This window comes from Gilliamella sp. W8126, from assembly GCF_016102185.1.
GTDB classification, from domain to species: Bacteria; Pseudomonadota; Gammaproteobacteria; order Enterobacterales; family Orbaceae; genus Gilliamella; species Gilliamella apis_A.
Genome location: NZ_JACFPE010000009.1, coordinates 15,258 through 38,818, shown reverse-complemented (window position 1 = coordinate 38,818; position 23,561 = coordinate 15,258). Strand labels below are relative to the sequence as shown.

Sequence of the window (23,561 nt, the reverse complement as noted above, 5' to 3'; positions counted from 1 at the left end):
AACTAACCTTTTTGTTTAGCGTTTGGATCAATATTGCGATTAGATAGATCATTTAACTGTTTAGTTAATGCATCAATTCCATCTTGGCGTAAAATTGTTGACCATTCATTTTGTTTGGTTGTAATCATACTTACGCCTTCAGCTATTAAATCATAAGCTTTCCATTCACCAGTTACGGTATTTTTTCGCCATTGGAAATCAATTCGTAACGGTTGTTGATTTTTATCTGGTTGATTTAGTAATACGCGGATAGAAATTAACGATTTACCGGTTAAATCTTTTGAGGTTTCAACTTGATAAGATTGACCGTTATACATTGAAAGTGCCTGGGCAAAGGCTTGAACTAGATAGTTTTCGAAAGCTTTGAAATAAGCCGTACGTTGTGTGTCAGTTGCCGTTTTATACGCATTACCTAAAATGAGTGCACCAGCATATTTAACTTGTACATAAGGTAGTAAGTCAGCTCTGACAATATCTTTAAGTTTATTTGGATTTGATTTAAGCGTCGCTGATTGCGCTTTCATAGTGCTAAAAATTTTGTCTGCTGCAACTTGCATATCTTTATATGGGTCATTTTCTGCAAACGCTGCTGTACTTATCATTAATGCAAGTATTAAAAATAAACTTTGTTTCAATCTGGTTAACATAATTACTCCTTACTTTCGTTAGTATCTTGTTTTTTGTCTTTATCTGACGATCCACCAGCACTATATAAAAACTGTCCAATTAAATCTTCAATAACCATTGCTGGTTTAGTATTGTTAATCACATAACCGTCTATAAGATAAACAGGCTTCTTATTGACATTATTATTGGTTGGTGCAGTGGCATCATCTGCATCTAAAGCATCTAATTCCTGTTCAATGTTTTGATCTAACCCAAAATTAATATCAATGAATTGTTCACCTAATAGGCCTGAAGTTTTGATAGAAAGTGAACTAGAACTCGGAATTTTATCGTATTGGGAATCGAGATCCATAGTAACATAAGGTTTATAAACATCACCATTATCTGATTTTAAACTAATATTACTGACACGACCAATTACTACCCCACCAATTTTAATTGGTGATCTTACCTTTAATCCACCAATATTATCAAATACTGCATAAACACGGTAAGAATTATGACTAGCAAAAGATGTTGGATCAGTAACTCTAAAGCATAAAAAGAGTACTGAGCAGATCACCAGTACCATAAATAATCCTACTGTAATTTCAACTTTACGACTCATGTTTAATGACCTCAATTACTAAACATTAATGCGGTTAAAATAAAATCTAACCCCAAAATAACTAATGATGAATAGACAACAGTGTTGGTTGTTGCCCGACTGATTCCTTCTGATGTTGGTACGCAATCATAACCATTAAATAATGCAATCCATGTACTAGCGATTGCAAAAGCAAAGCTTTTTATAAAACAATTGCCTAAATCGTGCCACCAATCGACATTACTTTGAATAGAAGACCAAAAAAATCCAGCATCAATACCTTTCCAATCAACACCGACTAATACACCGCCTAAAATACCAACAGCGACAAAAATTGCGGTTAAAAATGGCATACAGAAAAATCCCGCCCAAAACCGTGGTGCAATAATTCTTCTTAATGGATCGATCGCCATCATCTCCATACTTGACAATTGTTCAGTGGCCTTCATTAATCCTATTTCGGCAGTTAGGGCTGAACCAGCTCGGCCGGCAAAAAGTAATCCAGCAACCACAGGACCAAGCTCTCGTAATAAAGCAAGGGCAACTAGCATCCCTAAACTTGCTTCGGCACCAAAGGTAGTTAAAATAAAATAACCTTGTAACGCCAATACCATACCTATAAAAAGACCAGATACGATAATAATGGAAAGCGATTGTACACCGACAAAATAAAATTGTTTAACAAGTAATGGAAATTGTTTGCTAAATTGAGGTTTACCAATAAGTGCACCAAATAGCATAACTCCTGAGCGGCCTAACATAGCAATAATATTAATTATTGATTGACCAAGTTTTGCAATTAAGTTCAACATTAGTTTGCACCTCTACTTAGGTCTAATTTGTAATCAACAGCCGGATAATGAAAGGGTACTGGACCATCGGCTAAACCTTCAAGGAATTGCTTAACGCGTAGATCATCATTATTACGCAATTCTTGAGATGTTCCACCAGCAATAATATGTTGTTCAGCAACAATGTATGCATAGTTAGCAATACTTAACACTTCATTAACATCATGGCTAACTACAATACAGGTTAAGCCAAGCGATTGATTGAGTTCAGCAATAAGCTTAACGATCACTCCCATTGATATCGGATCCTGTCCAGCGAATGGTTCATCAAACATAATGAGATCCGGATCGAGAGCGATAGCTCTGGCTAACGCGGCACGCCGAGCCATACCTCCAGATAATTCGGAAGGCATCATATTGGCAGCGCCACGAAGGCCTACTGATTGTAGTTTCATCAAGACTAAATTATGTAAAACTGGCTCAGGTAAATTTAGATGCTCACGTAATGGATAAGCAACATTATCAAATACCGATAAGTCAGTAAATAATGCACCTGATTGAAATAGCATGCTCATGCGTTTACGGACCTCATATAGCCGTGAGCGTGTCATACTAGGCACATCTTCACCATCAAATAAAATTTGACCAGCTTGTGGTTTTAATTGTCCACCAATAAGTCTTAATAGCGTAGTTTTACCTATGCCTGATGGTCCCATGATAGCGGTGACTTTGCCTTTGGGTACCGTTAGGTTCATATTTTTGTAAATAGGCCGAGTACCACGATAAAAAGACATATCGTGAATTTCGACCAAATTTTGCTGTAATGTGTCAGTCACAATGAGTTCCTACACTACTATAATTGAATTTTGAGTATTCTACTTGATTATTGTAAATAAACAAATGCGTTAAATGAATTGGTAATTTTAGCAATAATAAGTATAAAACATAAGGAATTTTATTGTTCATCTTTTTATGCTAATACTTTATCCTAAAAACATAGTAATAATTTATGCAACTGAAATCTTATAGAAAGTTAATAGTGGTAACGTTAATCCAGTACCACTATATAGCAATTTATTAAATATTATTGATATTATTCATGTCGAGCTTTGCGTGCTAAATAATTACCTGTACTTTGTACAAACTGAATTGCAATAACTAAAATCACGACACAAATGTAGGTGACCGTTGTATCGAAACGTTGATAACCGTATGAAACGGCTAGATCACCAATACCACCAGCACCGATGGCTCCTGCCATCGCAGTTGCACCAATTAAACCAATTGTCGCAGTAGTTAGGGTTAAAATTAAAGAGCTAAAAGCTTCTGGAAGCATAAAATGCCAAATAATTTGTATTGGCGTTGCGCCCATCGATTCAGCAGCTTCAATAATACCACTATTTACATCGAGTAATGAGTTTTCGACTAATCGAGAAATATATGGTGCTACATAGAAGGTTAATGGCACAATTGCTGCTGTTGTGCCTATTGAACTACCAACTATTAATTTGGTTAATGGTAGAATTGCTACTAGTAAGATAATAAAAGGTAATGAGCGAACTAGATTGATAATTGGATTAATTATCTGATAAATCTTTTTATTTTCAAGCAATCCAGACGGTCGAGTAGTGACTAAACAAATACCCAATGGCACGCCAATTAATGATCCTAATGTTAAAGCAAAAACTACCATATACAAAGTTTCATAAGATGCTTGAGCAAATTGTGCACTAGTTACGTTGGTTGCAAAAGTTGTGCTTAAATAATTTATAATATCATTTACTATTTCCATTAGTTGCTCTCCCAATGTTTGATTTCTGTAACGTTTACCCCATGTTCACGAAGAAAATGTACCGATTGTTCGATATTACTATCACTACCTTTTAGTTGAACAAACATGCTGCCCAATACAGTTTTTTCAATTTCTGACATATGGGCAAACAAAATATTGACGACAACTTTTTGTTGTAATATTAACGAATTCATAACAGGTTCTGAGGCTGAACGACCCAGAAATTCAAGCTTAAACAATTTTATATTATTTTTATCTCCCTCTATCTCTAAGAGATTTTCAACCACTCCCGCTGGGATTTGATCATTAATTACTGAGCTAACAAAATTTTGTGTGGTTTTATGTTTGGGATGACCAAACACATCAAGTACATTGCCATGTTCGATAATTTTACCTTTTTCCATCACCGCGACTTTATGACAAACCTGTTCTATAACATGCATTTCATGGGTAATTAATACCACTGTAATTTTATATTGATCATTAATTTTTTTGATTAACTCCAAAATCGATTGCGTGGTTTGCGGATCGAGTGCTGATGTAGCTTCATCACAAAGTAAAATATCGGGATCATTGGCCAAAGCTCGGGCAATGCCAATACGTTGTTTTTGGCCTCCTGATAACTCTTTAGGGTAGCTATGAGCTTTATCACTTAAGCCAACAAACTCAAGCAGTTCGTAGACTTTTTGTTTAATCGCTTGTTTGTCTTTTTTGATTAATACTAAAGGGATAGCAATGTTTTCATATACAGTTTTCGATTCAAGTAGATTGAAATGCTGAAAAATCATACCAATTTTACGACGTACTTGCCGTAGTTGTGGATTTGATAATTGATTTAATGATTGGTTTTGAATAATAACATTGCCTTGTGTCGGTTTTTCCAGAAAATTTATAAGACGTACTAATGTACTTTTTCCTGCGCCACTATAACCAATAATGCCGTAAATATCGCCTTTTTGGATGGTTAAATTGATGTTTTGTAATGCTTGAGTCGTAATTCCATTGCGTTCATATTGTTTCGATACATTTTCAAATTTTATCATTATGTTATACCTATCAATGTTTGGCTAATTCAATCAATCCGAGTTGCGCAAGATTTGCGAGATAATTAGCTGCTGGCATTATCATATTGCGATTAACTAAAAATTTAGGATGGTGTAGTGCATAGGGGCTTTGCGAGCCAAGATTGATAAATGCACCGGGAACATGATGTAAGTAGTGAGCAAAATCTTCACCGCCGAGTTGTGGTTGAAAGTCAACAACCTCATAACCTTCCTGTTTTGCAATGTTTTGGCAAAAATCGACCCATTTAGCCACGTTTATGATTGATGGTGGTCCATCAAACCATCTTAACTCGGCTTCAGCTCCCATACTAAAGGCAATATTTTCGACAATGCTAGTTAGTTGTTGCTTGACCTTTAGCCTTATATCGGGGGTAAGTGTCCTTACGGTACCTTCCATTTCAACTGTTTCAGGGATCACATTCCAAGTGTTTCCACCTAAGAATTTGGTAATGCTAACCACTACGGGGTCGAGCCCACTTATGGTACGACTGGAAATTGTTTGTATCGCATTAACAATCTGTGCACCAATGACAATTGGATCAATACCTGATTCAGGTCTTGCAGCGTGTGCTCCAATTCCTTTTACCGTAATTTCAATACGATCTACATTAGCTGAAAAAGGGCCTGCTCGTGAAGCCATTTGGTTAATGGTTAAGTTAGGATTATTATGCATACCAAAAATGGCATCAACCCCATTGAGTGCACCAATTTCGATAAAATGTAACGCGCCGCTAAAATTTTCTTCGGCTGGCTGAAAAAGTAACCGAACAGTTCCTTTTAGTTGCTGTTCATTAGCTTTTAATAAATAAGCAGCTCCCATTAACACAGATGTATGCAAGTCATGACCACAAGCATGCATAACGCCTTGTTTGGTTGAACGGTATTGACAATCAGATTGTTCATCTATGGGTAGGGCGTCAATATCTGCTCGTAAAGCAACAACAGGGCTTCCTGAGCCAATTTCGGCGATAACGCCTGTTTTTGCCCCCAGTTCTAAAATACGAATATTAGCTTGTTCTAAGCAATTTCTTAACTTTTTTGTTGTTTCAAACTCTTGATTGGAAAGTTCTGGATTTTTATGTAAATCAAGAAAAAGTTGCTCAATAATAGGGGCAATCGTGTTAGTCATGGCATATCCAATAGATATCAATTTTTGATACTTTTACGGTAGCACAGCTGATTTTTTTGCTCTAATAATCGTTTTTTATAACTTATTCCAAAAAGTTATAAGATAGAAGTACATGGAATAAATGAATTGTTATTTCTATGTTAGAGTGTTTGTTAAATTTACATTTCACTGAGGATAGTTCAAATGAAAATAAGTTTTATCAAACAAAAATTTGTTAACAATGTTGCACTATTAGCATTATTTAGTTCTATTTTTTTAATTACTGCATGTGATAACTCATCATCTAAGGTTGATAATCAAACTAAAAAAGAAATCAGTATGGGCGTATCACCAGGGCCATATAATGATCTGTTCAAAGATGCTGTTAAACCAATACTTGAAGCTGAAGGTTATAAAGTTAAATTAGTTAATTTTCCGCATTTATTAGAATCTGATGTAGCATTAAGCGAAGGAAGTATTGATTTAACTGTTGCTCAACATACTGCTTATATGGATGTCTTTAATAGTCAACGTAAAGCTAATTTAAAACCGGTAGTGCATGTACCTTCAGTACCTGCAGCAATATTTTCGAATAAATATACTTCAATCAAAAATGTCTTTTCTGGTGCTAAAATTGGTATTCCTCAAGATGCCTCAAATGCGGCTCGCTCATATAATTTATTGGAAAAAGCCGGTTGGATTAAGTTAAAACCAAATACTAATCCAATTATTGTTAGCAAAAATGATATTGCCGAAAATATTGCTGGTGTAGATATTATTGAAATGGATTCTGCCAATATTCCTAGAGTCTTAAATGAGTTAGACTTTGCCGTTATTCCTGGAAGTATTGTTTATTCTGCCAATATAGATTCGAAAAAAGCGCTGTTATCAGAAACAATTATCCCTGATTTAGAAATCATGGTGGTGGTTAATGGTGGTAATGAAAATAGCCAGTGGGCAAAAGATATAAAACGCATTTATCAGTCGCAGCAATTTAAATATTATATGAAAGAACATAACCAAAATGGTTATTGGGTCATGCCACAAGAATAATAAATTTGCCCGTTTAAATACGGGCTATTTAATATTTAGGCATACTGGTATCAATGAGTTGTGCCCATGCGTCAATGCCACCAGTTAAATTATATAAAAAATCACTATCAAAACCATTTTCGACCAAATAGTTAGCTACATTGAGGCTTCTTACGCCATGATGACAATAAATCACAATATCTACTTCGTCAGGAATTTTATCTAAATAAAGTGGTATTAAATTCATTGGAATATGATTGGCGCCGTTAAGCATACAAATAGCGACTTCATTAGCTTCTCGGACATCAAGTAAATAGAGTGGTGCTTTACTTTCGATTTTTTGTTTTAGTTGTAATGGGCTAATTTCTTTTATCATTGTCATTTTTCAAACTCATTTTAATTTCGGCAAAAATTTTGAGGAACGGGGTTTTTGGTAGCAAATTTGCTGTCGTTTAATTAAAAATCCCACCTTAACTGAATCTTATTGATCAATAACAAGGTGGATTTTGCTCCTTATAATGCTGTTAATTTATTATGCAGCTAACGCTTTAGTGATTTTTTCATAGAGATCTTTAGATAAGTTATCTAATTTTAATAAGCTTTCTAAAGCAGCTGTCATTTTTTTCTGACGATTTTCGTCATAACGTTTTAATCGAATAAGTGGATCAATAAGTCTTGATGCCACTTGTGGGTTTTTCTGGTTTAGTTCCATTAATATTTCAACTAAGAAATGGTAGCCACTGCCATCTTCAGCATGAAAAGCAACAGGGTTATTGTTAACAAAAGCACCAATTAGACTTCTTATTCGATTTGGATTATTGAGTGAAAAAGAGCGATGATTAAGCAATTTTTTCACTGTTGATAAGACATTTTGCTCTGGACTTGTCGCATTTAAAGCCAACCACTTATCCATTACTAAACCATCTTGATACCATTTATCATCAAAATCGGAGAGTAATGTATGTCGACATGTTAATTGCGCTTTTACTGCTGTGGTAAGCGCCGCTAATGAATCTGTCATATTATTGGCTTGTTGATATTGTTGTTCAACTACAGTATTCGCTAGCGATTTATCGTCAGCATAAGCTAATATCGATAAACAGCAGTTTTTCAGCATGCGTTTGCCAATGTCAGCATGTTCAATCTGATATTGTGCTGTTTGATTATGATGATAAACCGCTGTTAGTTCATCATAGAGTTCATTAGCAAAGACATTTAATAAGAATTGGCGAACTTGATAAATAGCCATCGGATCAACGATATCAAATAGATTTGCCAATTCATTTTCCGAAGGTAAAGTCAGTATTTGTGCGATAAGTGCTGGTTCAGCGGTATCTGATAGTAATATTCCTCTAAAAGCATCTAATACTGGCTCAGGAATTGTCATTGATAAATTCTGATGATAATTATCTACATTCATACGCACATATTTTGCTAATAACATTTGCGCTGCATCGTAACGACTAAAAGCATTGCTGGCATGTTGCATTAAGAATATAAGATCGTGATCTTGATAATCATAATTGAGTTTTACCGGTGCTGAAAAATCTCTTAATAGTGAAACAATTGGTTTTTCTGAAACATGATCAAAAACAAATTCTTGTCTGGATTGGGTTACATTTAGTACGTGATGAATAGGTTTATTTTGATATTGCAATGCAATTACATCACCATTTTGCTGATAAAGTTCGATATCTAATGGAATATGTAGCGCCTGTTTTTGACTTTGATCTTGCGTTGCCGGCGTATGTTGCTCAACAGTTAAGGTGTATTGTTGATTTTGTGGATTGTAGCTGTCCGTTACTGTTAACACTGGTGTGCCTGATTGACTATACCATAATTTAAACTGAGTTAAATCAATTCCCGATGCATCTTGCATAGCTGCAACAAAATCATCACAAGTTGCTGCACTACCATCATGGCGTTCAAAATAAAGTTTCATACCAGCCTGAAAGTTAGCTTCACCTAATAATGTATGCATCATACGAATCACTTCTGCACCTTTTTCGTATACGGTAACAGTATAAAAATTATTCATTTCAATTACTTGTTCAGGACGAATAGGATGAGACATCGGGCTTGCATCTTCCGCAAATTGTACTGTGCGTAACAGTTTGACATCAGCAATCCGTTTTACCGATCTGAGTCCTTGATCAGAAGTGAATTCTTGATCTCTAAATACTGTTAATCCTTCTTTTAGGCTAAGTTGGAACCAATCACGACAAGTGACTCGATTACCGGTCCAATTATGAAAATATTCGTGACCAATTACTGATTCAATACCGATATAATCATCATCGGTGGCAGTTTGTGGTTTAGCAAGGACATATTTAGAATTGAAAATGTTAAGGCCTTTATTTTCCATTGCTCCCATGTTGAAAAAATCAACGGCTACAATCATAAAGATATCTAAATCATATTCTAAATCAAAACGGCTTTCATCCCAGCGCATGGCATTTTTTAAACTGGTCATCGCCCATTGTGAACGATCTAAATTGCCTTTATCGACATAAATTTCAAGATCAATTTTTCGATTAGAACGAGTGATAAAGTGATCTTTTAAAATATCAAAATCACCGGCTACTAATGCGAATAAATAGGCCGGTTTAGGAAATGGATCTTGCCATTGCACCCAATGCCTACCGTCGGAAAGTTCCCCTTGTGCAATGCGATTACCATTAGATAATAAGTAAGGATATTGTTGTTTATTAGCGGTAATTCTAGTTGAAAATCGTGCTAGAACATCTGGTCTATCGAGGTAGTAAGTAATGTGGCGGAAACCTTCAGCTTCACATTGCGTGCATAGTGCATCACCAGAAACATATAATCCTTCAAGTGCTGTATTATCGATAGGCTTAATTTGATTAACAATAGTTAAGGTAAATTCAGAAGGAACATTATTAATCGTTAATCCCGTTTTTGTGATTTGATAATCAGACCATGGTTGTTCATCAATATTTACTGAAACTAATTTAAGTTCTTCGCCATCTAATACTAAATCGTTAACTTGAGAATTTTTTTTGATGATATGACTACGGGCGATAACTGTCGTTGTTTCTGCCGCTAAATCGAAATCAAGATCGATGTCAGTAATAGTAAAGTCTGGAGTTTTATAGTCATGACGATATTTAGCAGTCGGTTGTATATCAGTTGTCGTTGTACTCATGTTTATATACCTTTGTAAGTGGTGTGCTAATTATGTATTCAAATTAATCAAAACGGGGTTAATACCCATCAGTATCTATGATTATTTTTCTAAAATAGAATGAATTATATTTATTTATCATTTTGGAATGAATTTCGATTAATTTTACCAAAATGTCTATATGAACTATTATAGCCTATTAAAAATAATCTTATTAGATAATTAATTTATATCTTAATTATTATTCTGCTATAATCATCAGAATTTTCTTTAAAGAACTGATAATAGATAGACATGTTACCCGCAATAATTACATCAATATTAGATACTGATGCTTATAAGTTGCATATGCAGCAGGCCGTTTTTCATCATTATCCTGACGCGACTGTCGTTGCTCAGTTTCGCTGTCGTAGTGATGATCTACTTGGTCAATATGCCGATCAAATTGCTCATCAAGTTAAATTAATGGAGTCTTTAACACTTACCGATGATGAGTTCGCCTATTTATCTGGTATTACCTTTTTTAAATCTGATTATTTAAACTGGTTAAAAAACTGGCGTTTTAATAGTCAGTTATTAACCATTAAAAACGAAGATGGTTTGCTGGTGATTCAAATTGAAGGCAAATGGGTTGATGTTATTTTGTGGGAAGTGCCATTGCTGGCGGTTATTAGCGAAATAGTTCACAAAGATCGTTCGCCAAATATCGGCGTTGAACAAGCATTAGCAAGGCTTAAAGATAAATTAGCCAGATTTGATGAGCAAACTAATGATCTTGATATGTCTGGTTTTAATTTGCTGGATTTTGGTACACGGAGACGTTACTCTTTTGCTGTCCAAGAGGCCGTTGTAAGTTATTTGCAAAACCATTTCCGCAATTTTCATAGTACTAGTAATTATTTATTGGCATATCGTCTAGGGTTAACTCCAGTTGGCACTCAAGCCCATGAATGGTTCCAAGCCCATCAGCGTTTAAGCCCTAACTTGCATGATTGCCAAAAAACGGCCTTGCAAGTTTGGTTAGACGAATACCCTGATGATCTGGGCGTTGCGTTGACAGATTGTATTACTATGGATGCTTTTTTACGTGATTTTGACTACTATTTTGCATCTCATTATCAAGGACTACGCCATGATTCGGGCGATCCGATTGAATGGGGTGAAAAAGCGATTAGCCATTATCAGCAATTAGGAATTGATCCTAAAACAAAATTACTGGTGTTCTCTGATAGTCTAAACTTTGATAAAGCGCTGAAAATTTATCGACACTTTAATCATCGAGTGAAATTATCCTTTGGTATCGGTGGTTTTCTTGCTTGTGATATTCCGTCTACAGAAGTAAATACCAAATCGTTAAACATTGTATTAAAACTAACGGAATGTAATAATCAAGCTGTAGCTAAATTATCTGATAGTCCTGGTAAAACAATTTCACAAGATTTGGCTTTTATTGATGAATTAAAAAGAACGTTTAAAGTCAATCATTAATAGTCATATTGATGATTAATATTAATAATTAAACAAAGTGATATAGTCTTATAAATAATCTGTATTATCAATTTTTGATAATACTTAAATGAATATTAAAACTCAGCTTATATATTACTTTTAAGATTACTTACTATATAAATAATAAATAGAGATGGATAATTAAAATGAATTCTGTTGCTCCTATTGTTGACGTGCTACAAGGTAAAATTGCTGTTGGTAGCACCATTTCAGTTCAAGGTTGGGTAAGAACTCGCCGTGATTCTAAAGCCGGTATCTCATTTTTGGCTGTGTATGATGGTTCTTGTTTTGATCCAATTCAAGCGGTAATTGAAAAAGACTTACCAAATTATGAACAAGATATTTTGCGTTTAACTGCGGGCTGTTCAGTAAAAGTGACTGGTAAAGTTGTTGAATCTCCAGGTCAAGGACAAAAATATGAACTACAAGCAACGCAAGTTGAAGTTTATGGTTTTGTTGATGATCCTGAAACTTATCCAATGGCCGCTAAACGTCACTCAATAGAATATCTTCGCGAAGTTGCTCATTTACGCGCAAGAACCAATATTGTTGGTGCTATTACTCGTGTACGACACACCTTAGCGCAAGCTATTCACCAGTTTTTTGATGAAAGAGGTTTTTTCTGGCTTTCAACACCAATTATTACTGCCTCTGATACTGAAGGTGCCGGTGAAATGTTCCGCGTTTCAACACTGGATATGTTAAATTTACCTAAAACAGATAATGGTAAAGTTGATTTTGATAAAGACTTTTTTGGTAAAGAAGCTTTTTTAACTGTTTCTGGGCAACTTAATGCAGAAACTTATGCATGTGCACTTTCAAAAGTCTATACCTTTGGTCCTACTTTTAGAGCTGAAAACTCAAATACTACACGCCATTTAGCTGAATTTTGGATGATGGAGCCAGAAGTGGCGTTTGCTGATCTTAACGATAATGCCAAACTTGCTGAAGATATGTTGAAGTATGTCTTTAAAACAGTACTTGAAAAACGAGCTGATGATATGCAGTTTTTCGCACAGCATATTGATAAAGATGCTATTAATCGTCTTGAAAGCTTTATTAATGCTGATTTTGCCCAAGTGGACTACACTGATGCTATTACTATCTTACAAAACTGTGATGCTAAATTTGAAAATCCAGTAAGTTGGGGTATTGATTTGGCATCTGAACATGAACGTTATTTAGCTGAACAATATTTTAAAGCGCCAGTTGTTGTTAAAAATTATCCTAAAGATATTAAAGCGTTTTATATGCGTATGAATGATGATGGTAAAACTGTTGCGGCAATGGATGTATTAGCACCGGGTATTGGTGAAATCATTGGTGGTTCACAACGTGAAGAACGTTTGGATATGTTAGATAAACGTATGGATGAATTAGGTCTTAAAAAAGAAGATTATTGGTGGTACCGAGATTTACGTCGTTATGGTACTGTACCTCACTCAGGTTTTGGATTAGGTTTTGAACGTCTAATTGTGTATGTCACTGGCGTTCAGAATGTTCGTGATGTGATTCCTTTCCCTAGAACTCCACGTAATGCAAATTTCTAAAATTTGTGCATATTATCAACTGACTTTTAGTCAGTTGATAGCAAATTTAACATTAACAAAACTTTACAAACGATTAAAAAATAATCAAACAGACGTTATTTTAAGCTTAGACATCACGTTTAACGAAAAGTTCACTTGATTTTAATAAATTTTTATACATAATTTACAGTACTGTAAAAAGTAAGATGAAAATAATAGTTAAAAACGTTAGTTATAAACATTATTTTTGGATGAATAATCATTGTAAAAATTGACACAACCAAAAGGCGTGTCTTTTTATAGAAATAACCATGAGGGTAAGAAATGAAACGTAATCTATTAGCAATCGCTATCCCTGCTCTTTTAGTAGCAGCTGGTGCAAATGCTTCTATCGAAGTATGGAACAAAGACGGTAATAAAGTTGATTTTTATGGCCGAGTAAAAGCAGCTAACCATATCACTGATCGTGGACAAGATGGTGAAGGTGACGATACTTCAGCTCGTTTAGGTATGTCTGGTCAAACTCAAATCACTGACGGTATTACTGGTTATGGTCGCTGGGAATATGAAGCTAAAGCTGGTAAAAATTCAAATAACGAAGTTCGTTATGCATTTGCTGGTTTAAACTTTGGTGACTTAGGTTCATTTGACTATGGTCGTAACGATGGTGTGTTAAAAGCTATTACTGCTTATACTGACGTATTACCAGAATTTGGTGGTGAAGCAGCAAACAATACTTGGAACGTGCTTTCAGCTCGTACTAAAGCTGTTGCAACTTACCGTAACAACAACTTTTTCGGTTTAAGTGATGATTTGAGCTTTGCATTACAATATGCTGATAATGGCGATAATTCATATACTGTTGATGGTAAAAAACCTTCAATTAATGTACTTGATGAAGATGGTGATCTATCTGGATACAAAGGTGTTAGCCGTGAAGCATATGGTGCTAATATTCAATGGAATATTTTTGATACTGGCTTAACTGTTGGCGGAGGTTATGCGCAAACAGCTGGTAAATCTAAATACCTTGAAGGCGGTGTTAAAAAAGCTAAAACATGGACTGCTGGTATCAAATATGATAACTATAATCTATATTTAGCCGCTACCTATTTCCAAACCAAATTCAATACTTGGAATGAGAGAGGTGTTGATGGTGAGCGTTATGACAATCCTAAAATCAAAGGTGTTGAGTTAGTTGCTCAATATGGTATTGATTTAGGAGTAGGACGTTTAACTCCATCTTTAGCTTATGTTCAACATAAATTTAGTAACATTAGCTCTGAAGACTACTATTATGATGACGAACATAAACAAGGTCGTAACTTAGCTAAATATGTTTCACTAGGTGCGACATATGATCTTAATAAAAACTTTAGTGCTATCGTTGAATATAAATTCAATCTTCTTAAGAAACGAGATATTGGCGCTGAATTAAATACAGTTCGTGCAAGCAGTGGTAATTATCCGTACAAACCAGGTACTAAAGATGTATTAGGTGTTGGTTTAATTTACCAATTCTAATTTCTTGATATCTTAAATATCAATAAAAGGCACTTAGGTGCCTTTTTTTTCATCTCTTGAACGTCATGTTATCTAAAAAAACATTTTATGCTTAAAAAAATATTATTTTAAGTCATAGAATAGACTCAATTCGCAGAATAATATCTTACAAACGTTATTAATCCATAATGTTTGCAATAAAAATCTAGTATTTAACAATAATAATAGATATCCCAGTAATAACTTAGTTGCTAATTAACAGCAGCTATTTATTAAATCAAGAACAAAATATTTTGTATCTTTAATAATAAAATACCTAAGAGGGTAACTAAATGAAACGTAATCTATTAGCAATCGCTATTCCTGCTCTATTAGTTGCAGGTACAGCAAGCGCTTCAATTGAAGTGTGGAACAAAGATGGTAATAAAGTTGACTTTTATGGTCGAGTTTATGCCTTAAACTATATTACTGATCGTAATAATCAAACTGGTGAAGGTGACAAAACCACTGCTCGTTTAGGGATGTCAGGACAAACACAAATCACTGATGGTTTGAGTGGTTATGGTCGCTGGGAATATGAAGCTAAAACAGGAGCTGATGCTGATAACGAAACTCGTTATGCTTATGCAGGTCTAAATTTTGGTGATTTTGGTTCATTTGATTATGGCCGTAACGACGGTGTATTAAAAACCTTAACTTCATATACTGATGTTCTACCTGAGTTTGGTGGCGATGCATCAAATAATGATATCTATGCATTAACAGCAAGAACCAAAGCAGTGGCTACTTATCGTAACTCAGATTTCTTTGGTTTAGTTAACGGTTTACGTTTTGCTGTGCAATATGCCGATAATGGTGATAATAGTTCAACTAAATATCTAAATAATCACGACCGTACTGGCCATGATAGTGCTGAAGCTTGGGGTTCAGTAATTGATTGGGACGTGCTTGATACAGGTTTATCAATTGGTGCCGGCTATGCACAAACGGGTGGTCATAAAGATGCTAAAGCATGGTCAGCTGGTGTTAAATATGATAATGATAATCTATATTTAGCTGCGCTTTATATTCAAGGTAAACAAAAATACGGTTGGGAAAAAGCATCAACTACAGAAAATACCTCTGATTTGAAAACTAAAGGGTTTGAATTAGTTGCTCAATACGGTATTGACTTTGAAGTGGGTCGTTTAACTCCTTCTGTTGCTTATATTCAACATAAAGTACAAGATGCATCAAACTTCTCAAGAAGTGGTGATGCGGGTCTTAAAGGTAATGATTTAGCTAAATATGTCGATGTTGGTTTAACCTATGACTTTAATAAAAACTTATCAGCAATTGTTGATTATAAAATTAACTTGTTAGATAAAGATGATATTGGTGCTCGTCGAGGTTTATACGAAGATGGTACATTCACTAAATCTCAAATTAAAGCAACAGCTAAAGATACTGTAGCATTAGGATTAATTTATCAATTCTAATTATCTTTATCTTTTTCTTAAGATTAAATAAAAGGCACTTAGGTGCCTTTTTTGTTATCTATTTTTCAATAAATACCGCTTGCGCTTTAATAATAAGTCTGATAAAAATAATGAAATAATAATCAATTAGGACTATATTGATGCAGTACATTACTCGAAAATTACCTGCAAAAAAAAATATTGCTTTAGTGGCACATGATCACTTAAAAGAAGCATTATTAAATTGGTGCAAAAAAAATCGACAAGAACTTTCGCATCACAACCTGTGTGGTACAGGAACAACCGGAACATTAATTAAGAAAGAAACGGGATTAACTATAACGCCTATGCTCAGTGGTCCAATGGGGGGGGATCAACAAATCGGAGCTTTAATTGCTGAAGGTAAAATTGATATTCTGATCTTTTTCTGGGATCCACTTAATGCTGTACCACATGATCCAGATGTAAAAGCTCTATTACGCTTATCAACAGTTTGGAATATTCCAGTAGCCACTAATCAAGCTACCGCTAACGCTTTAATACAATCCTCAATATTTACTCAAGAAGTGGAAATTGAAATTCCTGATTATCAAGGTTATTTAAACGAAAGAGTAAAATAGATGCCAATTCCTTCACAAGTTCGCAAAACAGGTCGATACATATTATTGTTAGATAATTTGTTTATTGTGTTGGGATTTTATGTAGTATTTCCATTGGTCTCTACCCACTTTGTTAGTCAAGTTGGGTGGAGTGCGTTATTTGTTGGTTTTGCTTTAGGTTTTCGTCAATTTGTTCAGCAAGGATTTGGTTTGATTGGTGGGGCAATCGCAGATCGCTTTGGTGCTAAACCAATGATAATAACTGGTATGTTTTTGCGATCAATTGGATTTATCTCAATGGCACTAGCAACAGAACATTGGTTATTATTAATATCTTGTTTACTTTCGGCATTGGGCGGTTTGTTATTTGATCCCCCTAGAATGGGATTAACTATCAAATTTACTCGTCCTCATGAACGAGGCAAGTTTATTTCTCTACTAATGATACAAGATAATGCAGGCGCAGTTATTGGCGCTCTTATCGGTGGCATTCTAATCGATTACGATTTTCAATTAGTGTGTTGGTGTGGTGCTTTTATCTTTTTTTTATGTGGTATTTTTAATCTGATGTACTTACCGGCCTATCATATCGCAATTGGTAAAGCTCCGATCATTAACGGCATGAAAATGGTTCTTAAAGATAGAAAATTTACTCATTATGTACTTACTTTAACTGGTTATTACGTGCTGTGGGTGCAAATCATGCTGATGTTACCTTTAACCATTACCAATGTGTCAGGAAGTCCTAGCTATGTAAAATGGATGTATGCTATCCAAGCAACAATATCACTATGTTTACTTTATCCTCTTGCTCGAATAAGTGAAAAATATTTTAGATTAGATCAACGTCTTAAATTTGGATTATTATTGATGTCTTTTGCTTTTATTATTATTGGCTTTACATCACAATTATCAATTTTACTCTCTCTTATAGCATTGTTTTATTTTGGTGCGATTATAGCTGAACCAGCTAGAGAAACATTGGCAACTGTTTTAACAAACCCTAAAGCTAAAGGTAGCTATATGGGGTTTAGCCGGTTGGGATTGGCATTAGGTGGTTTTATTGGTTATACCGGTGCTGGCTGGCTTTATGATGTGTCCATCCAAATCGGTTTACCGCATTTACCATGGATAATCTTAACTTTAGTCGGTCTATTAACTTTAGGATATTTAGAATATTTATTCAAAAACGAGCCACCTATGACTAAGGTCAAGATGAGAAAGATTGGCTAATTTCGCCATTTTTAAATAAAATTGCTTCACCACTAGCTAATTTAGTCCATATTTCGTTCGAAGTTAACGGCATAGTTGAAATTATTGTTACAACATCATTTGGTGTCGTATGTTTTTGAAAATCTATTTCAACATCTTCGTCAATTAACTTGGCTTTTCCAAATGGTGCTTTTCGGGTGATCCAGTGTAGATTAGTTGAACTGTAGGCAAACACATATTCACCATCTGAAAGTAGCATATTAAAAATACCTAATTGGGTTAATTTAATAGCACACTCTCTAATATATTCAAAAAGTTCAATATTATTGGTTGGTTGCTGTGGGTATTTTTTATGTAATTCATTTATTAAATAGCAAAAAGCATATTCACTATCAGTTAATCCAACCGGTTGAAATATTCCTGTATCTAATTTTTCATAATCAGTTAATTGTCCATTGTGTGCAAAAGTCCAATTTTTACCCCATAATTCTCGAGTAAAAGGATGAGTGTTTTCTAGTGCAACACCACCGCGATTAGCTTGGCGAATATGAGCAATAACAGCAGTTGATTTTATTGGGTATTGTTGAACCAATTTAGCAATGGGTGAAAAACTACATGGTTGCGGATCTTTAAACGTTCGACATCCTTTACCTTCATAGAAGGTTATGCCCCAGCCATCTTTATGAGGACCTTTATCACCACCACGTTTAATCAAACTGGTAAAACTAAAACAAATATCGGTCGGCACATTGGCACTCATACCCAATAATTCGCACATATTAAGCCATCTCTTTTTCAATAAGTAGAATCAAAATATGAATTACTTTGATATGGATTTCTTGAACACGATCTGCATAGCCAAAATGTGGTACTCGAATATCAACATCAGCTAATCCATTCATTTTCCCGCCATCTTTACCTGTCAGTGTGATAATTTTCATACCTTTTTGTTTAGCGGCTTCAATTGCTTTAAGTACATTAGCTGAATTCCCTGAAGTTGAAATGCCTAATAATACATCACCTTTTTGTCCAACGCCTTCAACGTAACGAGAAAATATGTAATCAAAACCATAATCATTGCCCACGCACGAGATGTGACTAACATCAGATATGGCAATTGCTGGATATGAAGGACGATTATCACGGAAACGTCCGGTTAATTCTTCAGCAAAATGCATCGCATCACAATGCGATCCACCATTACCGCATGAAAGTACTTTTCCACCTTGTTTAAATGAGTCTGCAATTAAAACGGCTGCTTGCTGGATTTTTTTTAAATTTTCATCGTTTGCAACGAAATTGGCCAATACGTCAATTGCCTGATTTAATTCATCACGAATGGTGTTAATGTACATTAATAATACCTCTTTAATAAAAAGCCTTTCCATAACCATTGTAATTCGTTAATAACAGCTTGCAAGCAATAACAATAAATTTTTTATAATATGTAAAATATTTCAATTTTCTACAAACAAATAATAGGATAGTTATCTAAAAAATAATTATGGATAAATGCAAAAATAACCTTTGATAAATTAACTATTTTCATACAATAAATAGTTAATAACTATTTTAATTAAAGCTAGTATTAAAAAGATTAAATCCTCTTTTGCTAATAGGATAAGCCTTTAATTTGTGGTATAATTGCCTGATAATTTAATCTCTGAAAGAGATTATAAAATTGCATCTAGAATCAATCGGTAAGGAATGAATATGCAAACAATTAAAGGTAAAGTTGCTGCACCTGAAGCCAAAGTAGCGATTATCGTGGCGCGTTTTAACCAATTTATTAATGAAAGTTTAGTTAATGGTGCCGTAGATGCACTCACTCGTATCGGTGAAGTAGACGATAACAATATTACCGTTATTTGGGTACCGGGCGCTTATGAAATTCCTTTAGCAGCTAAAGTTGCTGCACAGTCAAAAAAATATGATGCAATTGTTGCATTGGGCACAGTTATCCGTGGTAGTACCGCTCATTTTGATTTTGTCGCTGGTGAATCAAGTTCAGGACTATTAAATGCGAGTTTAGGCTTTTCGATACCAGTTGGTTTTGGTATTTTAACTACTGAAAGTATCGAACAGGCCATTGAGCGAGCTGGAACTAAAGCGGGCAATAAAGGTGCTGAAGCGGCACTAACCGCACTTGAAATGTTAAATGTGATTAAAACAATTAAGGAGTAATTTAGTGGCGTTAGTTAATCCTCGTCGTCGAGCAAGAGAGTGTGCAGTTCAAGCTATTTACTCTTGGCAAATTTCTAGAAATGATCTTGCTGATGTTGAGAGCAGCTTCATGGCTGAACAAGATATGAAAGGTGTCGACACCAAATATTTTAGAGAATTACTGCATGGTGTTGCTAAAAATACTGCAGAATTAGATGAGAAAATGACTCCTTATTTAACAGAAAGAACTGTTGATGAACTAGGTCAAGTTGAATTAGCCGTATTAAGAATTGCTCTATATGAATTAATGAAGCGACATGATGTCCCTTATAAAGTTGTTATCAATGAAGCTATCGATCTTACTAAAACCTTTGGCGCAGAAGATAGCCATAAATTTGTTAATGGTGTATTAGATAAAGTTGCACCAACCATTCGTACACGATAACTGTCTTTAATTGGGAATAATATGAACGATACTAGTGAAAAAAGTAAGCCCACTATTTTTTATGCTAAAAATAATGAAGCAAGAGTGAAAAACCGTTCAGCCAAAGAACGTGGTGGTGATTATAAAAATAAACGTAATAATGATGGTTTTCAGTCTAGTTCAAAAGCAAAACATGACCGGATCGAAACCTTTAAACCAAAAAAATTTAATAAAACGGTAAAACCAGCTAAAGCACAGTTTGATTTAGCAGATGAGCATGATTCCCCATGGCAAAAAAAAGTTCGAGATAATGAACAAGTACCTACATTCGGTTATGATGGCTATCGTCAAAAAAAGGAAGAGACATTAGTTTACAGCGAAAACAGTTGTAAAGCGGTATTTAAGCATCGACGTTTGGCTATTGTTAAATTATTTATTACCCAAGAAATGACTTATCAATTTAAAGAATTAATTAATTGGTTAGTCAAACAACGTCTTGGTTATGATGTTGTCTCAACAGAGCAAATTACTAAAATCACACAAACTCCTCATCATGGTGGTGTTTGTTTAATTGTTAAAAAACGTATTCCACTCACTTTGCTTGATTATTTAGATGAATATGATGATCAGGTTCAGGATTGCATTATTGCTGTTGATGATGTGAATAATCCGCATAACTTAGGTGGGTTAATGCGTAGTGCAGCTTTTTTTGGCGTTAATGGCGTAATTTTACGGCAAACAAACTTACTCGATAGTGGTGCCGCAATGCGTGTTGCTGAAGGTGGCATTGAAGCAATTGAATCTATTAAAAGTGATGATTTTATAGCATCTATTGATCTGTTAAAACAACATGGTTATCAAGTTATTGCGTTATTACCATGTCAATTAAAATCGATTTCATCAACAGAGTTATCACAACTCAAATTTACCAAGAAAATTGCCTTAGTTATATTTCAACAAATTAATAACAAATTAATTAACTGTGCTGATAACATTGTCCATTTGCAAGGCAATGATAATATGTCGGCTTTAAATATTTCTGTAGCAACAGGGATTGTGTTATCTGCTATAAAATATCAATCTTAATTGGTATGATTCTAACAATTGATGAATTTAATTGATGAAGTTAACACTTTTGTAATTTTATTATATTAAATAGCATCAATTGGTTAGAAAATGGTTGTTTTTTCTGTACATTAGTATCCAGTTTTGAAATTGATTGGTAATGATTATGTCATCTAAACATCGAGTTGGTTTAATTTTTGGTAAGTTTTATCCGTTACATAGTGGTCATATTTATCTTATTGAAAAAGCATTGACCCAAGTTGATGAACTGCATGTCATGTTGGGTTGTGAATCAATACGTGATAAACAACTGTTTGAAAAAAGTCGCCTGCCTAGACAGCCTCAAGTAAGTGATCGCTTCTCCTGGTTAAAAGAAACCTTTAAAGATAGACATAATATTCACATTCATATCGCTGATGAAGCTGGTATTAACTATTATCCCAATGGTTGGCAAGATTGGAGTGATAGTATAAAACGTATTTTATTGGAACATAAAATCGAACCTACTGTGGTATTTACTAGCGAATCACAAGATGTAAAACAGCATGAACGCTATTTTGGTTGCCCTGTGGTTATTGTTGATGCTGATCGTGATTTTGTTAACATTAGTGCGACACAAATTCGAGAAAAACCTTATCAAAACTGGTCTTATATTGCTAAGGCAGCGAAACCTTTTTTTGTTAAAAAAGTAGCGATTATAGGACATGATAAATTTAATGAATTGCCGGTACAATTAGCTAATATTTATAACACACAATATGTTTCAAATGGTTATATTAACTACATTAAACGAGAAATATCAACAACAGAAAATAAACGTTATTTAAGTGAAAATGATTATCTTAGGATAGCCATGTTGCAAGTAGAACGTATGTCCAAAGCTGTTGAAGATGCTAATAAATTAATCTTTACATCGATTGATTTTGATACATTGGCTAATTACTATAATCAAATTTTTACTAAATCTAATGAAGTATTAAATGGTTTAAAAAATAGTTATCAGTTTGATTTGGTCATTCACGAAAAAGACTTGCCAGCAAACTCCACACCATTACAACATTTCGAAATTGTTTCTCAAATGGTTGAATCGTTATTAATTTAGTCCATCACATTTAGGTTAGCTTATGCTAAAATAAGCTAACTATTTATGATAGGTAAATTTTTATGTCTCAATCATCTTCACAGCAAAATGATGAAAATCAAGATAAAATTGATTTTGGTTACACTCAAGTTTTAAAGCAAGATAAAGTAAAACGGGTAGCAGAAGTTTTTCATTCTGTTGCTGATAAATATGATGTTATGAATGACCTTATGTCATTTGGTATTCATCGTATCTGGAAAAAAATCACTATTGAATATAGTAGTGTTCGTAAGGGGCAAAAAGTTTTGGATCTTGCCGGCGGTACTGGCGATTTGACGGCTAAATTCTCGCAAATTGTCGGTGATGATGGTTTAGTTGTATTAGCTGATATCAATGAATCTATGCTAAAAGTTGGTAGAGATAAGCTTCGAGACAAAGGTCTATTTAATAATATTGAATATGTACAAGCTAATGCAGAAGAACTGCCATTTGCTGATAACTATTTCGATTGTATTACTATCTCATTTGGTTTACGCAATGTCACTGATAAGCAAAAAGCATTGCAATCTATGTGGAGAGTGTTAAAACCTGGTGGTCGTTTATTAATACTTGAGTTTTCTAAACCGCAATACCAGATTTTAAATAAAGCTTATGACTTATACTCATTTACTATGTTACCGTTGATAGGCAAAATTGTCGCTAATGATGCTGATAGTTACCGATATTTAGCTGAATCTATCAGAATGCACCCAGATCAAAAAACATTGAAAAAAATGATGGAGGATGCTGGATTTGTCGATGTGAAATATCACAATATGACAGGTGGCATTGTGGCTTTACATACTGGTTTTAAATTTTAATGTGATAAAAAAGA

The 23,561-nt window shown here is 34.4% G+C and carries 23 protein-coding genes; 12 read left to right on the top strand and 11 right to left on the bottom strand.

What is annotated here, in order from left to right:
• Window positions 1-2: 2 nt before the first annotated feature.
• The 7 genes from mlaC to H3S74_RS11765 form a co-directional block, all read right to left on the bottom strand.
• Entirely contained in the window at window positions 3-647 is a 645-nt protein-coding gene (gene mlaC / locus H3S74_RS11795; protein WP_110448422.1) for a phospholipid-binding protein MlaC, read from the bottom strand.
• A gap of 2 nt (window positions 648-649) precedes the next feature.
• A complete protein-coding gene (gene mlaD / locus H3S74_RS11790) occupies window positions 650-1,234 on the bottom strand; it encodes an outer membrane lipid asymmetry maintenance protein MlaD (RefSeq protein WP_198247949.1) in 585 nt (194 codons plus the stop codon).
• A gap of 11 nt (window positions 1,235-1,245) precedes the next feature.
• Window positions 1,246-2,025, bottom strand: coding sequence for a lipid asymmetry maintenance ABC transporter permease subunit MlaE (mlaE, locus tag H3S74_RS11785; protein ID WP_086362848.1), 780 nt, complete (start codon window positions 2,023-2,025; stop codon window positions 1,246-1,248).
• Window positions 2,025-2,840 carry a phospholipid ABC transporter ATP-binding protein MlaF gene (gene mlaF, locus H3S74_RS11780; RefSeq protein ID WP_294892771.1) on the bottom strand — a complete coding sequence of 272 codons (816 nt, stop codon included), beginning with the start codon at window positions 2,838-2,840 and terminating at the stop codon, window positions 2,025-2,027. Before mlaF ends, mlaE begins: the two co-directional genes overlap by 1 nt.
• 257 nt (window positions 2,841-3,097) lie before the next feature.
• Window positions 3,098-3,697, bottom strand: coding sequence for a methionine ABC transporter permease (locus H3S74_RS11775; RefSeq protein WP_363317459.1), 600 nt, complete (start codon window positions 3,695-3,697; stop codon window positions 3,098-3,100).
• Between the two features lie 98 nt (window positions 3,698-3,795).
• Window positions 3,796-4,839 (bottom strand): methionine ABC transporter ATP-binding protein, encoded by a 1,044-nt coding sequence (locus H3S74_RS11770; protein WP_198247948.1) that lies wholly within the window; start codon window positions 4,837-4,839, stop codon window positions 3,796-3,798.
• A gap of 13 nt (window positions 4,840-4,852) precedes the next feature.
• The gene (locus H3S74_RS11765) at window positions 4,853-5,989 is read right to left on the bottom strand and encodes an amidohydrolase (protein WP_198247947.1); all 1,137 of its coding nucleotides are present in this window, start codon (window positions 5,987-5,989) and stop codon (window positions 4,853-4,855) included.
• A 183-nt stretch (window positions 5,990-6,172) separates the two neighbouring features.
• Here H3S74_RS11765 and H3S74_RS11760 point away from each other — a divergent pair, with 183 nt between their 5' ends.
• Window positions 6,173-7,021 (top strand): MetQ/NlpA family ABC transporter substrate-binding protein, encoded by an 849-nt coding sequence (locus tag H3S74_RS11760; RefSeq protein WP_198247946.1) that lies wholly within the window; start codon window positions 6,173-6,175, stop codon window positions 7,019-7,021.
• A 28-nt stretch (window positions 7,022-7,049) separates the two neighbouring features.
• Here H3S74_RS11760 and H3S74_RS11755 read toward each other — a convergent pair whose 3' ends face one another.
• Window positions 7,050-7,382: a rhodanese-like domain-containing protein gene (locus H3S74_RS11755; protein WP_086358657.1), complete on the bottom strand. Its 333-nt coding sequence runs from the start codon at window positions 7,380-7,382 to the stop codon at window positions 7,050-7,052.
• A 150-nt stretch (window positions 7,383-7,532) separates the two neighbouring features.
• Window positions 7,533-10,166, bottom strand: a complete 2,634-nt coding sequence (gene pepN, locus H3S74_RS11750) for an aminopeptidase N (RefSeq protein WP_198247945.1) — start codon at window positions 10,164-10,166, stop codon at window positions 7,533-7,535.
• A gap of 273 nt (window positions 10,167-10,439) precedes the next feature.
• Between pepN and pncB the strand changes: the two genes are divergently transcribed.
• The 6 genes from pncB to mdtH all read left to right on the top strand — a co-directional run bounded on the left by pncB (window position 10,440) and on the right by mdtH (window position 17,975).
• Complete coding sequence (gene pncB / locus H3S74_RS11745) at window positions 10,440-11,633, top strand: nicotinate phosphoribosyltransferase (protein WP_110448416.1); 1,194 nt, start codon at window positions 10,440-10,442, stop codon at window positions 11,631-11,633.
• A 167-nt stretch (window positions 11,634-11,800) separates the two neighbouring features.
• Window positions 11,801-13,204 carry an asparagine--tRNA ligase gene (gene asnS, locus H3S74_RS11740; protein ID WP_198201225.1) on the top strand — a complete coding sequence of 468 codons (1,404 nt, stop codon included), beginning with the start codon at window positions 11,801-11,803 and terminating at the stop codon, window positions 13,202-13,204.
• Between the two features lie 303 nt (window positions 13,205-13,507).
• The gene (locus H3S74_RS11735; RefSeq protein WP_198247944.1) at window positions 13,508-14,707 is read left to right on the top strand and encodes a porin; all 1,200 of its coding nucleotides are present in this window, start codon (window positions 13,508-13,510) and stop codon (window positions 14,705-14,707) included.
• A gap of 311 nt (window positions 14,708-15,018) precedes the next feature.
• Window positions 15,019-16,164, top strand: coding sequence for a porin (locus H3S74_RS11730; RefSeq protein WP_198247943.1), 1,146 nt, complete (start codon window positions 15,019-15,021; stop codon window positions 16,162-16,164).
• Between the two features lie 140 nt (window positions 16,165-16,304).
• Entirely contained in the window at window positions 16,305-16,763 is a 459-nt protein-coding gene (locus H3S74_RS11725; protein ID WP_086358663.1) for a methylglyoxal synthase, read from the top strand.
• Window positions 16,764-17,975, top strand: coding sequence for a multidrug efflux MFS transporter MdtH (gene mdtH / locus H3S74_RS11720; protein ID WP_198247942.1), 1,212 nt, complete (start codon window positions 16,764-16,766; stop codon window positions 17,973-17,975). It begins immediately after the preceding gene.
• Here mdtH and H3S74_RS11715 read toward each other — a convergent pair.
• Together H3S74_RS11715 and lpcA are read right to left on the bottom strand one after the other, a co-directional pair.
• Complete coding sequence (locus tag H3S74_RS11715) at window positions 17,953-18,732, bottom strand: class II glutamine amidotransferase (RefSeq protein WP_198247941.1); 780 nt, start codon at window positions 18,730-18,732, stop codon at window positions 17,953-17,955. The two genes, mdtH and H3S74_RS11715, sit on opposite strands and share 23 nt — an antisense overlap.
• A gap of 1 nt (window position 18,733) precedes the next feature.
• Window positions 18,734-19,309 (bottom strand): D-sedoheptulose 7-phosphate isomerase, encoded by a 576-nt coding sequence (gene lpcA, locus H3S74_RS11710; RefSeq protein ID WP_110448410.1) that lies wholly within the window; start codon window positions 19,307-19,309, stop codon window positions 18,734-18,736.
• A gap of 358 nt (window positions 19,310-19,667) precedes the next feature.
• On the opposite strand from lpcA, the gene ribE reads away from it, so the two are divergent.
• The 5 genes from ribE to ubiE all read left to right on the top strand — a co-directional run bounded on the left by ribE (window position 19,668) and on the right by ubiE (window position 23,547).
• The gene (ribE, locus tag H3S74_RS11705; protein WP_198247940.1) at window positions 19,668-20,138 is read left to right on the top strand and encodes a 6,7-dimethyl-8-ribityllumazine synthase; all 471 of its coding nucleotides are present in this window, start codon (window positions 19,668-19,670) and stop codon (window positions 20,136-20,138) included.
• Window positions 20,139-20,142: 4 nt separating this feature from the next.
• Window positions 20,143-20,562 (top strand): transcription antitermination factor NusB, encoded by a 420-nt coding sequence (gene nusB, locus H3S74_RS11700; RefSeq protein WP_065613984.1) that lies wholly within the window; start codon window positions 20,143-20,145, stop codon window positions 20,560-20,562.
• Window positions 20,563-20,583: 21 nt separating this feature from the next.
• Window positions 20,584-21,627, top strand: coding sequence for a TrmH family RNA methyltransferase (locus tag H3S74_RS11695; protein WP_198247939.1), 1,044 nt, complete (start codon window positions 20,584-20,586; stop codon window positions 21,625-21,627).
• A 145-nt stretch (window positions 21,628-21,772) separates the two neighbouring features.
• Window positions 21,773-22,708: a multifunctional transcriptional regulator/nicotinamide-nucleotide adenylyltransferase/ribosylnicotinamide kinase NadR gene (gene nadR, locus H3S74_RS11690; RefSeq protein ID WP_198247938.1), complete on the top strand. Its 936-nt coding sequence runs from the start codon at window positions 21,773-21,775 to the stop codon at window positions 22,706-22,708.
• A 62-nt stretch (window positions 22,709-22,770) separates the two neighbouring features.
• On the top strand, window positions 22,771-23,547 hold the full coding sequence (gene ubiE / locus H3S74_RS11685; protein ID WP_198247937.1) for a bifunctional demethylmenaquinone methyltransferase/2-methoxy-6-polyprenyl-1,4-benzoquinol methylase UbiE: 777 nt from the start codon (window positions 22,771-22,773) through the stop codon (window positions 23,545-23,547).
• Window positions 23,548-23,561: the final 14 nt, after the last annotated feature.

Coding starts and splice junctions, on each gene's coding strand:
- mlaC (WP_110448422.1), bottom strand. CDS start 647: ATGTTAACCAGATTGAAACAAAGTTTATTTTTAATACTTGCATTAATG.
- mlaD (WP_198247949.1), bottom strand. CDS start 1,234: ATGAGTCGTAAAGTTGAAATTACAGTAGGATTATTTATGGTACTGGTG.
- mlaE (WP_086362848.1), bottom strand. CDS start 2,025: ATGTTGAACTTAATTGCAAAACTTGGTCAATCAATAATTAATATTATT.
- H3S74_RS11775 (WP_363317459.1), bottom strand. CDS start 3,697: ATGGTAGTTTTTGCTTTAACATTAGGATCATTAATTGGCGTGCCATTG.
- H3S74_RS11770 (WP_198247948.1), bottom strand. CDS start 4,839: ATGATAAAATTTGAAAATGTATCGAAACAATATGAACGCAATGGAATT.
- H3S74_RS11765 (WP_198247947.1), bottom strand. CDS start 5,989: ATGACTAACACGATTGCCCCTATTATTGAGCAACTTTTTCTTGATTTA.
- H3S74_RS11760 (WP_198247946.1), top strand. CDS start 6,173: ATGAAAATAAGTTTTATCAAACAAAAATTTGTTAACAATGTTGCACTA.
- H3S74_RS11755 (WP_086358657.1), bottom strand. CDS start 7,382: ATGACAATGATAAAAGAAATTAGCCCATTACAACTAAAACAAAAAATC.
- pepN (WP_198247945.1), bottom strand. CDS start 10,166: ATGAGTACAACGACAACTGATATACAACCGACTGCTAAATATCGTCAT.
- pncB (WP_110448416.1), top strand. CDS start 10,440: ATGTTACCCGCAATAATTACATCAATATTAGATACTGATGCTTATAAG.
- asnS (WP_198201225.1), top strand. CDS start 11,801: ATGAATTCTGTTGCTCCTATTGTTGACGTGCTACAAGGTAAAATTGCT.
- H3S74_RS11735 (WP_198247944.1), top strand. CDS start 13,508: ATGAAACGTAATCTATTAGCAATCGCTATCCCTGCTCTTTTAGTAGCA.
- H3S74_RS11730 (WP_198247943.1), top strand. CDS start 15,019: ATGAAACGTAATCTATTAGCAATCGCTATTCCTGCTCTATTAGTTGCA.
- H3S74_RS11725 (WP_086358663.1), top strand. CDS start 16,305: ATGCAGTACATTACTCGAAAATTACCTGCAAAAAAAAATATTGCTTTA.
- mdtH (WP_198247942.1), top strand. CDS start 16,764: ATGCCAATTCCTTCACAAGTTCGCAAAACAGGTCGATACATATTATTG.
- H3S74_RS11715 (WP_198247941.1), bottom strand. CDS start 18,732: ATGTGCGAATTATTGGGTATGAGTGCCAATGTGCCGACCGATATTTGT.
- lpcA (WP_110448410.1), bottom strand. CDS start 19,309: ATGTACATTAACACCATTCGTGATGAATTAAATCAGGCAATTGACGTA.
- ribE (WP_198247940.1), top strand. CDS start 19,668: ATGCAAACAATTAAAGGTAAAGTTGCTGCACCTGAAGCCAAAGTAGCG.
- H3S74_RS11695 (WP_198247939.1), top strand. CDS start 20,584: ATGAACGATACTAGTGAAAAAAGTAAGCCCACTATTTTTTATGCTAAA.
- nadR (WP_198247938.1), top strand. CDS start 21,773: ATGTCATCTAAACATCGAGTTGGTTTAATTTTTGGTAAGTTTTATCCG.
- ubiE (WP_198247937.1), top strand. CDS start 22,771: ATGTCTCAATCATCTTCACAGCAAAATGATGAAAATCAAGATAAAATT.